This window comes from Armatimonadota bacterium (genome assembly GCA_031459855.1).
In the GTDB taxonomy this organism is placed as follows: Bacteria; Sysuimicrobiota; Sysuimicrobiia; order Sysuimicrobiales; family Humicultoraceae; genus Fervidifonticultor; species Fervidifonticultor primus.
This window is the reverse complement of sequence record JAVKHP010000001.1, coordinates 1,558,937-1,573,056: the sequence shown is the minus strand read 5'-3', so window position 1 is coordinate 1,573,056 and position 14,120 is coordinate 1,558,937. Positions and strand designations below refer to the sequence as shown.

The 14,120-nt window shown below is 71.4% G+C and carries 14 protein-coding genes, 1 tRNA gene and 1 riboswitch; of the genes, 10 read left to right on the top strand and 5 right to left on the bottom strand.

Translation table 11 applies throughout. From position 1 onward, the window contains the following. The first annotated feature begins 57 nt into the window (after window positions 1-57). The 3 genes from QN157_07160 to QN157_07150 are packed head-to-tail and all read left to right on the top strand — an operon-like array spanning window position 58 to window position 2,774. Window positions 58-885, top strand: coding sequence for a sugar ABC transporter permease (locus QN157_07160; GenBank protein ID MDR7555372.1), 828 nt, complete (start codon window positions 58-60; stop codon window positions 883-885). Beyond that, window positions 882-1,730, top strand: a complete 849-nt coding sequence (locus tag QN157_07155; GenBank protein ID MDR7555371.1) for an ABC transporter permease subunit — start codon at window positions 882-884, stop codon at window positions 1,728-1,730. Before QN157_07160 ends, QN157_07155 begins: the two co-directional genes overlap by 4 nt. A gap of 21 nt (window positions 1,731-1,751) precedes the next feature. Then, window positions 1,752-2,774 carry an ABC transporter ATP-binding protein gene (locus tag QN157_07150; GenBank protein ID MDR7555370.1) on the top strand — a complete coding sequence of 341 codons (1,023 nt, stop codon included), beginning with the start codon at window positions 1,752-1,754 and terminating at the stop codon, window positions 2,772-2,774. A 3-nt stretch (window positions 2,775-2,777) separates the two neighbouring features. Here QN157_07150 and QN157_07145 read toward each other — a convergent pair whose 3' ends face one another. From QN157_07145 to QN157_07135, 3 genes are all read right to left on the bottom strand, one after another. Further along, window positions 2,778-3,323, bottom strand: coding sequence for a DUF1850 domain-containing protein (locus tag QN157_07145; protein ID MDR7555369.1), 546 nt, complete (start codon window positions 3,321-3,323; stop codon window positions 2,778-2,780). Between the two features lie 35 nt (window positions 3,324-3,358). Beyond that, a complete protein-coding gene (locus QN157_07140) occupies window positions 3,359-4,336 on the bottom strand; it encodes a TAXI family TRAP transporter solute-binding subunit (protein MDR7555368.1) in 978 nt (325 codons plus the stop codon). Between the two features lie 81 nt (window positions 4,337-4,417). Continuing rightward, entirely contained in the window at window positions 4,418-6,385 is a 1,968-nt protein-coding gene (locus QN157_07135; GenBank protein ID MDR7555367.1) for a TRAP transporter permease, read from the bottom strand. Window positions 6,386-6,814: 429 nt separating this feature from the next. Here QN157_07135 and QN157_07130 point away from each other — a divergent pair, with 429 nt between their 5' ends. The 6 genes from QN157_07130 (at window position 6,815) to QN157_07105 (ending at window position 12,831) form a co-directional block, all read left to right on the top strand. After that, complete coding sequence (locus tag QN157_07130) at window positions 6,815-7,462, top strand: DUF4386 family protein (protein MDR7555366.1); 648 nt, start codon at window positions 6,815-6,817, stop codon at window positions 7,460-7,462. A 135-nt stretch (window positions 7,463-7,597) separates the two neighbouring features. Beyond that, window positions 7,598-8,362 carry a creatininase family protein gene (locus tag QN157_07125; protein ID MDR7555365.1) on the top strand — a complete coding sequence of 255 codons (765 nt, stop codon included), beginning with the start codon at window positions 7,598-7,600 and terminating at the stop codon, window positions 8,360-8,362. Window positions 8,363-8,462: 100 nt separating this feature from the next. Then, window positions 8,463-8,537, top strand: a riboswitch (cyclic di-GMP riboswitch). A 142-nt stretch (window positions 8,538-8,679) separates the two neighbouring features. After that, window positions 8,680-9,390: a HAMP domain-containing sensor histidine kinase gene (locus QN157_07120; GenBank protein MDR7555364.1), complete on the top strand. Its 711-nt coding sequence runs from the start codon at window positions 8,680-8,682 to the stop codon at window positions 9,388-9,390. Between the two features lie 166 nt (window positions 9,391-9,556). Next, a complete protein-coding gene (locus QN157_07115; GenBank protein ID MDR7555363.1) occupies window positions 9,557-10,585 on the top strand; it encodes a diguanylate cyclase in 1,029 nt (342 codons plus the stop codon). Between the two features lie 132 nt (window positions 10,586-10,717). Continuing rightward, window positions 10,718-11,977, top strand: coding sequence for a GGDEF domain-containing protein (locus QN157_07110; GenBank protein ID MDR7555362.1), 1,260 nt, complete (start codon window positions 10,718-10,720; stop codon window positions 11,975-11,977). Next, window positions 11,974-12,831 carry an NAD(P)-dependent oxidoreductase gene (locus QN157_07105; protein ID MDR7555361.1) on the top strand — a complete coding sequence of 286 codons (858 nt, stop codon included), beginning with the start codon at window positions 11,974-11,976 and terminating at the stop codon, window positions 12,829-12,831. Before QN157_07110 ends, QN157_07105 begins: the two co-directional genes overlap by 4 nt. Window positions 12,832-12,885: 54 nt before the next feature. Here the strand turns inward: QN157_07105 and QN157_07100 are convergent, their stop codons facing one another. Continuing rightward, a complete protein-coding gene (locus QN157_07100) occupies window positions 12,886-13,446 on the bottom strand; it encodes a TIGR00730 family Rossman fold protein (GenBank protein MDR7555360.1) in 561 nt (186 codons plus the stop codon). A gap of 228 nt (window positions 13,447-13,674) precedes the next feature. Here QN157_07100 and QN157_07095 point away from each other — a divergent pair. Continuing rightward, a tRNA-Arg gene (locus QN157_07095) sits at window positions 13,675-13,750 on the top strand. A gap of 17 nt (window positions 13,751-13,767) precedes the next feature. Here the strand turns inward: QN157_07095 and QN157_07090 are convergent. Beyond that, window positions 13,768-14,109: a type II toxin-antitoxin system VapC family toxin gene (locus tag QN157_07090; protein ID MDR7555359.1), complete on the bottom strand. Its 342-nt coding sequence runs from the start codon at window positions 14,107-14,109 to the stop codon at window positions 13,768-13,770. Window positions 14,110-14,120 lie beyond the last annotated feature (11 nt).

The following is a 14,120-nucleotide window of genomic DNA, read 5'->3' as shown; positions in this document are numbered from 1 at the left end:
ACCGACTGCGGGCGACAGGACGGCATCGATGGTGGGGCGCGACCGGCCGGGATGGGGGTGAGGGTGCCTCGCGCCCGACCGGTCGAGCAGCTCCTCTGGTGGATGGCCGCGGTGCCTGCCACCGCGGTCATCGTGGTGGGGTTCGGCGTCCCCCTCCTCCAATCGCTGGCAGCGTCGTTCGTGCGGGACGGCCGCATCACCCTGGCCAACTACGAGCTGGTCTACCGGTTGTACGGCCAGGACGTGGTCTACACGGTGCTGGTGGCCGCCGCGGGCCTGGTCCTGACCTTCGGCGCGGGCATCCCGCTGGCGGGCTACCTGCGGCTGCACGCCGCCCCGACCGTCGAGTTTCTGCTCAAGATACCCCTGTTCGTGCCCTTCGTGGTCGTGGGCCACGCCATGCGGATCTTCCTGGCCCCGCGGGGCACGCTGCTCTCGGTGCTGCACGCCCTGGGGCTGATCTCGCCCGACGCCAGCCTGGGGTTCGGGCAGACCTGGTTGGGCCTGGCCATTGCCCTGGCGTGGAAGCACCTGGCCCTGATCGTGCTCCTGCTGATGGGTGCGTTCCGCGCCGTGGACGAGTCGTATCTGGAGGCCGCGCGAGGATTTGGCGCGGGGACCATTAGGCAGATTTGGGCCGTGCTAGTGCCGATGTCGGCCTCGTCGCTGGCCCTGGCAGCCGTGCTGGCCCTGACCTCCATGCTGGCGTCGTTTTCCATCCCCCTGATGATGAGCCGGGGCTCGGGCCCCCAGATGCTCATGATCGATCTCTACTACCGATTTGGCCAGCACGGCGATTTCGGTGTGGCCAGCGCGCTGGGCGTGGTCTCGTATCTGCTGGCCTCGGGAGCCGCTTACTACTACTTGCGAACGGTGTCGCGGTGAGCGCTCGCGCGGCCGACGCCCTCGCTCCCCCGGCCGGGCGCTATCCGGGGCTCCTGGTCGCAACCGCGCGCGCGGCCCTGGTGGCGCTGTTGTGCGCCGTCATCATCGGCCCCCTGCTCGGTCTCGTGGTGTGGTCAGTGGCCGAACGCTGGTACTGGCCCGCCCTGGTCCCCCAGGCGGTCGGCCTCAAATACTGGGCCCGCATCACCCGCGGCGACCTGTTCGGTGCGCTGGTGCGGGGCGTGACCATCGCCGTCATCACCACCGCCCTCGCGTTGCTGACCGCCATTCCGGTGAGCTACGCTGCGGCGCGGAAGCGGCTGCCGCTGGGCCCGGTGGTGCTCATGTTGTTCCTGCTCCCCCAGGCGTTCCCGCAGCTCCCGGTCTTCGCCAGCGCCGCCGTCCTCTTCTACCGGTGGAACCTGGCCGGCACGATGGCCGGGGTGGTGCTGATCCACCTGGTGGGCGGGTTGGTCTATGCCGTGTGGACCATGACGGCGGTCTTTCGCTCGATCGGGGAGGACCTGGAAGAGGCTGCCATCAACCTGGGCGCCTCGATGACCTATACGTTCTTCCGCATCGCCCTGCCCCTGGCCGCCCCGGGCATCGTGGCCAGCGCTATTCTCGTCTTCATCTACTCCCTGGACGAGTTCACGGGCACCCTGCTGGTGGGCGCGCCGTACGTGACCACATTGCCGGTCTACATGTACACGGCTAGCTTGGGCTATGAGATGCAGATTGCGTCGGTGACAGCCCTGGTCCTGATGGCCCCGGGCGTGGTGTTACTGGTACTGATGGAACGGTTCCTGCGCGCCGAGTATCTGGCGTTCTTCGGGCGTCTGTGACGACGGGCGTGGAGTGAGCCGATGGATGTGCGCGTCGAAGGCCTGACCAAGCGCTACGGGGCCGTCACGGCCCTCGCCGGCGTGACGCAGGAGTTCCCCTCGGGTGCTCTCACGGTGATCGTGGGCCCGTCGGGGTGCGGGAAGACTACGCTGCTGCGCTGCTTGGCCGGGTTCGTCACGCCCGATGGTGGCCGCGTGTGGATGGGGGGCCGCGACGTCACCGACGTGCCCCCCCAGGCACGCGACTGCGCCATGGTCTTCCAGAACTATGCGCTGTGGCCGCACATGAACGTCTACGAGAACCTGGCCTTCGGGCTGCGGTTGCGCAAGGTGCCCGCGGCGGAGATCCCCCGACGCGTGCGCGAAGCGCTGGAGCTGGTGGAGCTGGATCGCGTCCCGGGCATCGAACACCGCCGGCCTCGGGAGCTCTCCGGCGGGCAGCAGCAGCGGGTGGCCCTGGCCCGGGCCGTGGCCGTGCGCCCCAGACTGCTCCTGCTGGACGAGCCGCTCTCCAACCTGGACGCGAAGGTCCGCCTCAGGGTACGGGTCGAGATCAGGGCGCTCCAGCGCCGCACGGGCATCACCGCCATCTACGTGACCCACGATCAGGAAGAGGCCATGAGCATCGCGGATGTGCTGGTTGTGATGGACAGCGGCCGCGTGGTCCAGGCAGGGCAGCCCGAGGAGGTCTACGCCCGGCCGGCCGATCCGTTTGTGGCCGAGTTCCTGGGCGCCGCCAATGTGCTGGCGGCCACGGTGGACGAGGACGGCCAGATCCGGCTGTCCGGTGACAGCACGCTCATTGCCAGGGCCGAGGACATCGGACTGGCCACGCCGGGCGCTCCACCGCAGCCCGGGACGGTTTGGGTAGACGGTCACGTGGTGGACGTGCTGTTCCTGGGCGCCGGTTATCGGGCATACGTGCGCGTCGGGGACCAGTTGCTGATGGTCGACCACCGCACGCCGGTAGACCGGGGGCCGGTACGCCTCGTCATCCCCCGCGAGAAACTGTTTGTCTTCGAGCGCTCCAGAGCCGCGAGCTGACTTTCACGCTGAGGCGCCGCTTTCGCCACGAAACCGGCGCCATCGCAGCCGCCACCCACCCGGCCCCGCGGTCATCACGACGCTGGCGCCATCGCCGAACGTCGCCGCGAGCGCAACCTCCTCTCCTCCCACCCGCAGTCGGTGCCCGGCCCGCGCCGAGACCCGGAGCGCCAGCGCGCCGATCCGCCGCGGCTGGCGCAGGACGTAGTGGTCGCCCTCCCGCACGTAGCCGTCGGATGGCAGGCCCGCGCCCTGCGAGGCGAAGCGCACCTCCTCGAACCACAGGCCGTCGCGCTCGACACGGAAGACCTCGACGATGGGCGTGCGCTCGACGGTGTGCTGGTAGCGAACCTCGATCCTCGTGCCGGGCGAGAGCCCGCCAATGCGCACCGCGCGACGGTAGGTCGGCACCACCGACCGGGCACGCGACGCGGTGGGCCCGTCCCACGCTGTCTGCCCGGCCCCTCCGGGGGCCTCGTCGGCGGCTTCGACGCGCACCTCTAGAGGCCGCTCCACAAGCAGCGTGGCGGCGGCCAGGGCCGCCGCCACGCTCAACGCACCACCGACGACCAGCGCGCGCGTCGCTACTTCCCCCGCACGCCGCGCTCGCGGTAGTACCGCTCGGCCCCGGGATGCACGGGCACCGGCATCCCGTCCAGCGCCTTCGCCAACTCGAGGTCGCGCCCGCGGGCATGGGCGGCGCGCACGCGGTCCAGGTTCTCCCACAGGGCCTTGGTCAGGTTGTAGACCAGGTCGTCGGGCAGGTCGGCCCGGGCGATCAGCATCGCCATCACCGCCACCGTCGGCACCGGCGTGGTCACGCCCCGGTAGGTCCCCGCCGGGATGACCTGCCGCGTGTAGAACGGCCAGCGGCCGCGCAACGCCTGCAGCGCCTCGTCGCCGACCGGCACGATGACGATGTCGCGCGAAGCCGCGATGTCGGTCACGGCCGCCGTGGGGATGCCGGCGGTCAGGAAGACCGCGTCGACGATGCCGTCGCGCAGCTGGTCCATGCCCGCGGCGAACGACAGGAACTCCACGCGCAGCTCGCGGTAGAAGATGTCGTGCACCTGCAGGATCTGCCGGGCGTTGGCCTCGGTGCCGCTGCCCGGCGCGCCCACGACCACTCGCTTGCCCCGCAGGTGCTCGACGCTGGTGATGCCCTTGCCCCGGAGCGTCACGATCTGGATCGTCTCGGGGTAGAGCATGGCGACGCCGCGGAACGCGGTGATGGGCTGCGGTCGGTTCGACCCGGCCTCGGCGAACATCTCGCGGCCCTGGTACGCGTAGTAGGCGATGTCGTTCTGCACCAGCGCCAGGTGCGCATCGCCGCGCGCCAGGAACTGAATGTTGGCCACCGACGCCCCGCTGCTCTGCGAGGCCACGCGCACGCCCGGGACCCGCGCGTTCCAGATCTCGGCCATCGCGCCGCCCAGCGGGAAGTAGACGCCCGCCGTGCCGCCGGTCACCAGCGACAGCAGGCGCACCTGCGCCGCCGTCGGCGCGGTGGCCCCGACGACCAGCGCGACGGTCACTGTCAGCACTGCCCAACGTCGCATCATCGTCCTCCCTCCCTCTCAACCACCGTCAGGCGCCGCCGGGGCATTCGACGCCGCAACCCCCCCGCGCGTCCTGGCATACTGTCAACCGCCCCCAGGCGCCGCCGGGGCCGGAGCCGCCCTCGCCCCGCGGCGCCGGAGCAGCTGGACGACGGCTACCGCGACCAGCAGGCCCAGCCCCAGCACGTCCGCACGCACATCGTGGAAGATCAGGGCCACGGCCGTCAATCCCAGCACGGCGCGTTCCAGGGGCCGGGCCGGCCCGAACAGGTACCCTGCCACCGCCGCTGCCAGCGCGACGATGCCCACCACGGCAGTGGCGGTGGTCACGACGATCTCGGACGGCGACGCCCCCTGCAACAGGATCGTCGGCGAGTACACGAACACGTACGGGATGAGGATGCCCGCCAGCGCCAGGCGCGTGGCGGTCAGGCCGGTCTGGAACGGATCGGTGCGCGCGATGCCGGCTGCGGCGTAGGCCGCCAGGGCATCGGGCGGCGTGATGTCGGCCAGCACGCCAAAGTAGAAGATGAACAGGTGCGCGGCCAGCGGCTCGACGCCCATCTGCACCAGCGCCGGCGCTGCGATCGCCGCCAGGATGATGTACGTGGCGGTGGTGGGGATGCCCGAGCCCACGATGGTGCAGGCGACCATGATCCACACCAGGGTCAGGAACAGGATGCCCTGCCCCAGCGCGATGGTGAGGCTGACGAAGGTCAGGCCCAGGCCGGTCAGCGTCACGATCCCGATGAAGATCCCTACCACGGCCGTCGCCACCGCCACCGGCAGCGCCAGGCGCGCGCCGTAGACCAGCGTGTCCCAGACGTCCCGCGGCCAGTCGGCGGGCCGGCGCTCGAGCAGGCAGGTCACGGCGTGCACGCCGGCCGACACCACGATGCCCCAGAACGCCGCCCGCATCGGGCTGGCCCCGTGCAGCAGGAAGCCCACCAGCACCACCAGCGGCACCACCAGGTAGAACCGGCGCACCACGATGTCGCGCAGCCGGGGCAGCTGGTCGCGCGGCAGCCCCGCCAGGCCCAGCCGCTTGGCCTCGAAGTGGATGATGAACGCCAGCGAGAGATAGTACAGCGCCGCCGGAATCGCCGCGGCCTTCACCACGGTCAGGTAGGGCACGCCCAGGAACTCGGCCATCACGAACGCGGCGGCGCCCATGACCGGCGGGACGAGCTGGCCGCCCACCGACGTGGCCGCCTCCACGCCGGCCGCGAACCGCGGGTGGTAGCCCAGCCGGCGCATCAACGGGATGTTGAAGACCCCGTCGGCCACCACGTTGGCCACCGAGCTGCCCGAGACCGTCCCGATGAAGGCGCTGGAGAGCACCGAGACCTTGGCCGGCCCGCCGGTCATCCAGCCCGCCAGCGCCATGGCGATGTCCACGAACAGCTGGCCAAGGCCGGTGCGCTCCAGGAACGCCGCCAGCAGCACGAAGAGGAAGACGAACGTGGCCGACACGCCCACCGGGATGCCAAAGACCCCTTCGGTGGTGAAGAACATCTGCTCGATCACCCGCTGGGGCGAGATCGGCGCGATCGCCAGCGCTCCCGGCAGGTACCGGCCCAGGAACGGGTAGGCGAGCGCCAGGGCAGCGATGACCGGCACCACGGCCATGAGCCGGCGCCCGGCCTCCAGCACCACCAGCACGCCCAGCGCGCCCACCAGCAGGTCGGTGCGGGTGAGGTTGCCCGCCCGCTGGGCCAGGTCGGCGTGGTAGTAGACGACGTAGAGCATCGGCACCAGGGCCGCCGCCACCGTGAGCAGGTCGGAAACGCCGATGCGCGCCATGGCGGCTCCGCGCCGTCGCGGCGGGTAGAGCAGGAAGACCAGGGTGAACGCGAAGGCCAGGTGCACCGCCCGCTGGCGCAGCGCCTCCAGCGCGCCGAAGCGCGCCGTGTACAGGTGGAACAGCGCCATCGCCACGCCGATGACGCCGACCACGCCGGCCCAGACCCCGGTCAGCCGTCGGTAGTTGTACTCGGGCTCGACCTCGCGGAGGAGCGTCTCGACCTCGGCGGGCGGGAGCGCGGGCGTCACCGTTGCGCGCACGAGAGATCGTCGGTCATCGGATGTCCATCATGAACCCCACCGGGTGTTCATCATGCATCTCATCCAGTGTTCATCATGCATTTCATCCGGTGTTCATTTCATGCACTCCATCGGGTGTTCATCGTGCACCCCGTCGGGTGTCCATCATGCACCCCGCAGCCGACGGGCGTCAACCTGATGGACACGCGCGAGGCGCACCCACTTTGTTCGCACCAGCAGGCCGTGCGCGGCCGGCGCCCGGCAGGCCGTGCGCGGCCCCCGCCCCGCAGGCCCCCGCGCGCAGCGCACCGGTCGCACGCTGCCGCGACCACCACGGTACCCGCGCGGGTCGAGCAGGAACCCCCTTGCGGCCGGCGAACGGCCCGCACGTGCCCCGCTTCGACCGCCCTCATCCTGGAGCGGGCCGGAGGCGCGACTATGGTTCCCCGTCAGGACACCGCAGGGCTCTCCGGCATCATCGCGGGTATCGCACTGGCCGTGGCCACCGTCGTCTTCTTCACGATGGGCGCCACAGCCGACACCTTTCGGGATCCGGGGAAGGCGCTGCCCTTCCTCACACAGCATCTTGCGCGGATTCGCGTCCTCGCCCTCCTCTTCATGCTGACCATCGGGTTCGCCGTGCCCTTCGTCGCGGGCGTCGCCGCCGCGCTGCGCGAGCGCACGCCGACCAGGGCAACGGCCGCACTCTACTTCGGGCTCTTGGGACTGGCCGGGCATGGGATCGGCGCATTGCTGTTCTGGTCGGCCGTCCCGGCACTGACCGCGTACGCGGCGACCGACCAGGTGGCGGCGTCCCACGCGTGGGTTGCGCTCAACGCCGTCGCCGGGACCGTAGACGGTGTTGGCAACCTCTTCAGCGGGCTGTTCATCCTGCTGGCCGGCTGGGCAGCGGTCGCCTCGGGAGCCTTCAGCGCGGCGCTGGCCTGGTATGGGGTGATCGCGGGTATCCTCGTGGCCCTGGCCGTGCTCGCCCCCAGCGTCGAGATCCTCTACCTGGGGTCGTTCGTGCTGCCGGTGATCTGGCTCCTCTGGGCGGGGAGCGCCCTGCGCCGGACCACGGCCTGACGGCCCGCGGCACGGGCCGCGCCGCCGACCTGGACCGACCGCGCCGACGCCGGAGAGATCACCCATGACCTTGCTGCCCTGCACGCGGCGCGCGGCAGGGGCGGCGGGGAGGAGCGTCGACGCCGGAGGATCACCATGACCACGCTGCCCTTGCGGCTGTACGAGTGCACCTGGACAGAGGCGCGGGAACGCCTCCAGACCGCCCACGCCGCGATCCTGCCCGTGGGCGCCCAGGAGGCCCACGGCCCCCACCTGCCCACCGCCACCGACGTCATCATCGCCGACGAGATGGCCACCCGCGGCGCGGCGGAACTGCGCCGCCGCGGCCTTGAGGTCGTGGTGCTCGCCGCGTTGGACTACGTGGTCACGTACGCCGGCGCGCCCTTCCCGGGGACGGTCGCCATCACCCCGCCCACCCTGCAGGCCATCGTGGTCGACATCGGGCGCAGCCTCGAACGGCACGGCGTCCGGCACCTGTTGCTGGCGAGCGCGCACCTCGAACAGATCCACCTCGACACGCTGCACCATGCGGCGGTGACGTTGAGCCGCGAGACCACGGTGCGCGCCGCGGTGCTGGACATCCGCGAGCCCCAGTGGGCCGCACGCCTCTCGGAGGAGTTCCGCCGCGGCGCGCGCCACGCGGGCGCCTACGAGACGTCGCTGGTGCTGGCGGTGCGCCCGGACCTGGTCAGACTCGACGTCGCCCGCAGCCTCCCGCCCGTCTGGGTGGACCTGCCGGCCGCCCTGCGCGCCGGCGCCCGCTCGTTCGCGGAGGCCGGGTCGCCCCTGGCCTACTTCGGGGATCCCGCCCGGTCGTCCGCCGAAGAGGGCCACGCGCTCTACGACGCCCTGGCCACGATCGTCGCCGACGCGGTGGAAGCGCTGGTCCGCCACACCTGACTGCCGGCGCCACACCCGTCCACCCGCGCGGCCGGGTGCTTGACGTCTGACCTTCGACGTCTAATGAGACTAGACGGTGGGCATAACTCCTTATAGCAGCCTCCGATAAGGGCAAACCTGCCGCGAGGCAGGGACGCAAAGCCACAGGGCCCCCGCGGTCAGCTGGGTTGCCGAAGAGGGTTTCGCGGTCGAGCGGTCGCGAAGATCTCCTCGTGCTGCCCCAGGCGGAGCCGGGCCGACCCGACGCGAGATCCTCGACACGTGGATCTCGCGTCGGGGTTTTTTGGGGCTGACGTTCGACACCCGAGGGGAAGACGATGACGCCGGAGGTCGTCGCCCTGTCCGCGCACCTGGCCCATGAACTGCGCACCCCGCTCAACGCCATTCTGGGCTACGCCCAACTGCTGGCCGCAGGGGACCTGCGGCGCGAGCAGCAAGAGTATGTCCGCCAGATTCTCGCGGCCGCTCACCACCTCCGGTGTCTGGTAGACGACACGCTCGATCTCTCCCTCCTCCAGCAGGGTCGCTTGCGGCTGGCTTGCGAGCCCGTCCCGGTCGTTCAGGTGATGCGCGAAGCGGTAGCCATGGTGGCCCCGCTCGCCAGTGAGCGCCCGGTGCGGCTCGCCGTGGGGGGAGCGCCGGCTGGCTGGTGCGTGGCGGGAGACCGCCGGCGGCTCGGACAGGTGTTGCTCAACCTCCTCACCAATGCGGTGAAGTACAACCGGCCCGGGGGCACGGTGCGGGTGACGGCTCAACGGGTCGTCGCCGATCGCGTGCGTCTTGCCGTGGCCGACGAGGGACCGGGGATCCCGCCCGAGCAGCAACACCGGCTGTTCGTGCCGTTCGAGCGGCTGGGCGTGTCGGCTGTCGGCGGCGCGGGTATCGGCCTGGCGGTCGCGAAGTGGCTTGTCCACGCCATGGGAGGCACCATCGGAGTCGACAGCTGCCCCGGTCACGGCGCGACCTTCTGGATCGAGTTCCCGCTCATGCCGGCCGCGTACGACAGTAGGAGCGCCGCGGGCGCGTGACCCGCGCCGGAGCTGCTCCAGCCGGGTACCCGGCAGGGGAGCGCTGCGGTCCTCCGGTCTGACCGCACCCGCTGGTGGGCATAACACCACCAGTACACCGGCCTCAACATCGATGACACCGCTGCGCGCTCAGAAGACGTCCGGTCATGGGGCGGAACAGTCCGCTGTGCCCGAAGAGCTCCACCTGCGCGTGCACAGCGCCGCCCTGCGGCTGCGCGTGGGCTCCCGGGCCGGCCGGGTGCTGGTCGTCGACGATGACCCGTGGGTGCGCACCACCTTACGGAAGCTGGAGCAGTTCGGTGCGCAGGTCGACGCGCTCGAGACACCTGGCAGCCTCATGGAGACCGCGCGCGAGGCCCGGCCCGACGTCATCGTCCTCGACGGCACTATTCCGGAGGCGTGGCCCCTCCTGGGACAGCTGGGGGCCGATCCGGTCACGCATCCCATTCCGGTACTCGTCGTGCTCGACCGGAACGACGTCGAGGGACGGGTGCGGGCGCTGGAGGAGGGGGCGTTCGACTGCCTGACCCTGCCCTTCCACCCCGGCGAGGTCCTGGCGCGCGTCGAGAAGGTGCTGCAGGTCAAAAGCCGGGAGGACGCGCTGCGCCGCCGTATCGCCTTCCTCGAGGAGCTGGCCACCTCGGACCCGCTCACCAGCCTCCTCAACCGCCGCGCCCTCGAAGAGCGGCTCTATCTCGAGATGGAGCGCGCGCGCCGCAGCGGGCACCCCCTCTCCTGCCTCATCCTGGACATCGATTTGTTCAAGGAGATCAACGACCGCTACGGCCACAAGGTCGGTGACGACGTGATCCGCCAGCTCGCCAAGGTCGTGCTCGAACGCAAGCGCGACCGCGACGTGGTGTGTCGCTACGGTGGGGAGGAGTTCGTCTGGCTGTTGCCCGGCATCGACAAGGGGCTGGCGGTGGAGATGGCGGACCTGCTGCGCCGCGCCGTCAACGAGATCGACATCCCCACGGGTGAGAACTCGTTCAACATCACCATCAGCGTTGGCGTGTCGACGTACCTCTGGAAGGAGCACGGGCGCCTGCGCGCGGAGGCGCTGCTCGAACACGCCGACCGGGCCCTCTACCAGGCCAAGGAGCAGGGCCGCAACCGCGTGGTCTACCTCGAGCTGCAGATCGAGCACTCGCTCGATGAGGAGGCGCCAGGCCAACACCCGGTGAGCCTGGTGTAGGGACCTCCCCCCTGTCCCGGGCAGGGCGACGCCGGGCAGGGGAACGGGGGGAGAGTGCGAATGTTCCCGGAGCCACACGTTCCAGCGGGCGATGCGCGTGCCGGGGTCTCCATGAAGACGGTGGGCCAGGTCATGTCTACGAACGTGGCCACCGTGGACGCCACGCGGACCGTCGCGGAGGCCGCGACGATCATGCTCGAGCGTGACATGACGGTGCTCCCCGTGGTCGCCGACGCGCGGCTGGTCGGCGTGGTCACCATGCGCGACCTCCTGCGCGCCCCCCCGTACCGAACGCTGCAGGACGTGATGCGGCGCGAGGTCCCGGTGATCTCGCCCGACGAGTCCATCACCGTGGCGCACGCGACCATGGAAGCCCAGGGCGTGGCGGTGCTGCCCGTGGTGGTGGGCGACCGGGTGGTGGGGCTGCTCAACCGCGAGGACGCCGTGCGGGCGCTGGGCCTGCCCATCGACCCGCTCACCAACCTGCCCTGGGCGGTGACGATGCGCGAGCGCGCGGTCGAGGCGCTGCGCGAGGGCCGCGAGATCGCCATCCTCTTCTTCGACCTGGACGACTTTGGCGCGGTGAACAAGCGCTTCGGCCACGTGACCGGCGACCGGTGCATCAAGGCCGTGGCGCAGGCGCTGGCCTCGGTGGTCGACCCAACGCGCGACTTCCTCTGCCGGTACGCCGGCGACGAGTTCGCCGTGCTCACCACGCGACCGCGCCCCGAGGCCGAAGCGCTGGGGCGCCGTGCCCTGGAGGCCATCGCCGCCACCCGGCCGCCGGGCCTCCCCGCGGACGTCCGCCTCACGGCCTCGGTGGGCATTGCGGGCGGCAAGCGGACCACCGAGCGCCACGACATCCATTTCCAGGCCACGGTGGACGACCTGATCACGCTGGCCAGCCGGCACAGCACCCAGGTCAAGGCCGCCAGGGAGAAGGCTGCGGCCCCCGACCGGACCGCCATCGCAGCCCCGCCGCGTCTGCAGGTGCGGCGGGCGGTGCTGGACGCCGCAGAGGGACGGACGACGGCGACGGTCGAGCTCGGCCTGGGCCCGCGGCGCTACGTCGGCGAGGCCGTGGGCACCAACGTCGGCCTGGCCGGCTGGCACCAGCTGGCCGACGCGACGGTCCAGGCGGTGAACCGCGCGCTGCCCGACGGATGGAAGGCCGTACTGCACGACGTCCGGGTCATCGGGCACCCGCTGGAGACCGTGGTGATCGTGGCCGTGTTGCTGAGCAAGGGCACGAGCCCGCCGGAACGCCACCTCGGCAGCACCCGCGCCACCGGCGACGTGGGAAGGGCGGTCATCGCCGCGACGCTGGACGCGCTCAACCGCCGGCTGGCGCTGATCCTCGCCACAGGCGACGGCACGCCGCCCGCTTCGTGAGCTCCGGCGCCCACCCGCGCGTCACCGTGCTGGGGCTCGGCCAGATGGGCCGCCCCATCGCGCGCCGCCTCGCGCAGGCCGGCGTGGACGTCCGCGGCTGGAACCGCTCGCCGCTCGCCCCCGAGCTGGTGGCCGGCATCCCCCTGTGCGCCACGCTGGCGGACGCCGCCGAGGCCGACGTCTGCCTGCTCATGCTGGCCGACTCCGCGGCCACCGACGCCGTGCTGGAGCGGCTCGAACCCCACCTGCGCGCCGGGCACCTGGTGCTGGACATGGGCTCGTCCGACCCCGCGCACTCGGTGGCCCACGCCGCGCGCCTGGCCGCCCGGGGCATCGCGTGGGTCGATGCGCCCGTCTCGGGCGGCCCCGAAGGAGCGGCCGCCGGCACGCTGGCCATCATGGCCGGCGGAGAGGCGGACGACATCGCGCGCGCCCGGCCCGTGCTCGAGGCCCTGGGCACCGTGGTGCACGTCGGCGGCCCCGGCAGCGGGCACGCCACCAAGATCGTGAACCAGCTGATCGTCGGGCTGACGATCGAAGCCGTGGCCGAGGCGCTCACCCTGGCCGAGCGCTGCGGCCTCGACCCGCGGCGGGTGCAGCAGGCCCTGCGCGGCGGGTTCGCCGACTCGAAGATCCTGCAGATCCACGGCACGCGGATGATCACCCGCGACTACACGCCGGGCGGACGCGCGGCCCTGCAGCTCAAGGACCTGCGCATGGCCCAGGCGCTGGCGCGCCAGGTGGGCCTGATGTTGCCGCACCTCGAGAGCGCCATCGCGCGCTACGAGCAGGTGGTGGCCCGGGGCGACGGCGACCTCGACCACTCGGCGGTGCACAAGTTGCTGTGGACGTGAGAGGGCAACCGACGGCGCGCCCGGGCTCTCACGGCGGGCGGAGCGGACGGCGGCTCAGCGGCTCCCGGACGGCCGCCAGACCCCGTCGAGGCGTTCGAGGAGACCTTCCGGCGTGGAGTCGACCAGGATCACCTCGCGGTACTCGGGCCGCACGAACTGCTCGGCCACCGCGTGGTCGATGAACCGCATCAGGGGATCGTAGTAGCCCGCCGCGTTCAGCAGCCCCACCGGCTTGCGGTGCAGCCCTAGCGTCGCCCACGCCACGACCTCGAAGAACTCCTCCAGCGTGCCAAAGCCGCCCGGCAGCGCCACGAACGCGTCGCCCAGTTCCATCATGAGAGCCTTGCGCTCGTGCATCGAGCCGACCACGTGCACCCGCGTGAGGTCGGGGTAGAGCAGTTCCCGCTCGACCAGCAGCGTGGGGATGATGCCGACGACCTCGCCGCCGGCCGCGCGCACCGTGCGGGCGAGCTCGCGCATGAGGCCCACGTTCGAGCCGCCGTAGACCAGCGCCAGCCCCCGCGCGGCCAGCGCCCGCCCCAGCCGACGGGCCGCGTCCAGGTACTCGGGCCGGGCGCCAGCGTTGGAGCCGCAGAAGACGGTGACGCGCCGCATCCGCCATGGTATTCGTGGTCACCGCCGGCGGCCCTTGTGCCGACCACCCGGCGTGTAGACGTGGCGGCACACCTGCCCGTGTACCCGGCCCACCCGCGTTCAGGCCCCGCCCGCAACGTTCCGTCAGCGCATGGCCTATGCCATCCCGCCCTGTCGCCCATCGGGTGGTGGAGGACCCCATGCAGCGTGCTAGACGTGCTAGAATCGAGGCGGCTGTCGTGATCGCGCGGGCCCGTAGCTCAGTGGATAGAGCAGGGGACTCCTAAGCCTCTGGTCGGGGGTTCGATTCCCTCCGGGCCCGCCAGCCTATGGTTCAGGCGCCTACCAGATCGTGCGGACCCGGGAGTAGCTCTGGATGTCCCGGTCCGCGGTCACGATGGCAGCACCGAGCGCGAGCGCGGTGGCGACGATAATCCGGTCCGCAGGGTCTTGAGAGGGAAACGCGGGCAAGCGGACCGACGCCAGCCCGATGCGATTGCTCACGGGCACGAACGACAGGAACGGCAGTGCCTCGCAGTGGGCGACCCAATCGTCCACCCCGATGGTCAGCACCAGCCTCCCCCGCTCGCTGAGCATCGCCACCTCCCACGCGCTCATCGACGAGACGAGCAGCGGCCCCTTGCGCATCTCGCTGTCGAGGTGGCGGCGGGCACGCGTGGACAGCCGCTAGGGGT

Bases quoted from the DNA above. Each gene is read 5' to 3' on its own strand.
- QN157_07150 (MDR7555370.1), top strand. From the start codon at position 1,752: ATGGATGTGCGCGTCGAAGGCCTGACCAAGCGCTACGGGGCCGTCACG.
- QN157_07140 (MDR7555368.1), bottom strand. From the start codon at position 4,336: ATGATGCGACGTTGGGCAGTGCTGACAGTGACCGTCGCGCTGGTCGTC.
- QN157_07130 (MDR7555366.1), top strand. From the start codon at position 6,815: ATGGTTCCCCGTCAGGACACCGCAGGGCTCTCCGGCATCATCGCGGGT.
- QN157_07125 (MDR7555365.1), top strand. From the start codon at position 7,598: ATGACCACGCTGCCCTTGCGGCTGTACGAGTGCACCTGGACAGAGGCG.
- QN157_07120 (MDR7555364.1), top strand. From the start codon at position 8,680: ATGACGCCGGAGGTCGTCGCCCTGTCCGCGCACCTGGCCCATGAACTG.
- QN157_07110 (MDR7555362.1), top strand. From the start codon at position 10,718: ATGTCTACGAACGTGGCCACCGTGGACGCCACGCGGACCGTCGCGGAG.
- QN157_07100 (MDR7555360.1), bottom strand. From the start codon at position 13,446: ATGCGGCGCGTCACCGTCTTCTGCGGCTCCAACGCTGGCGCCCGGCCC.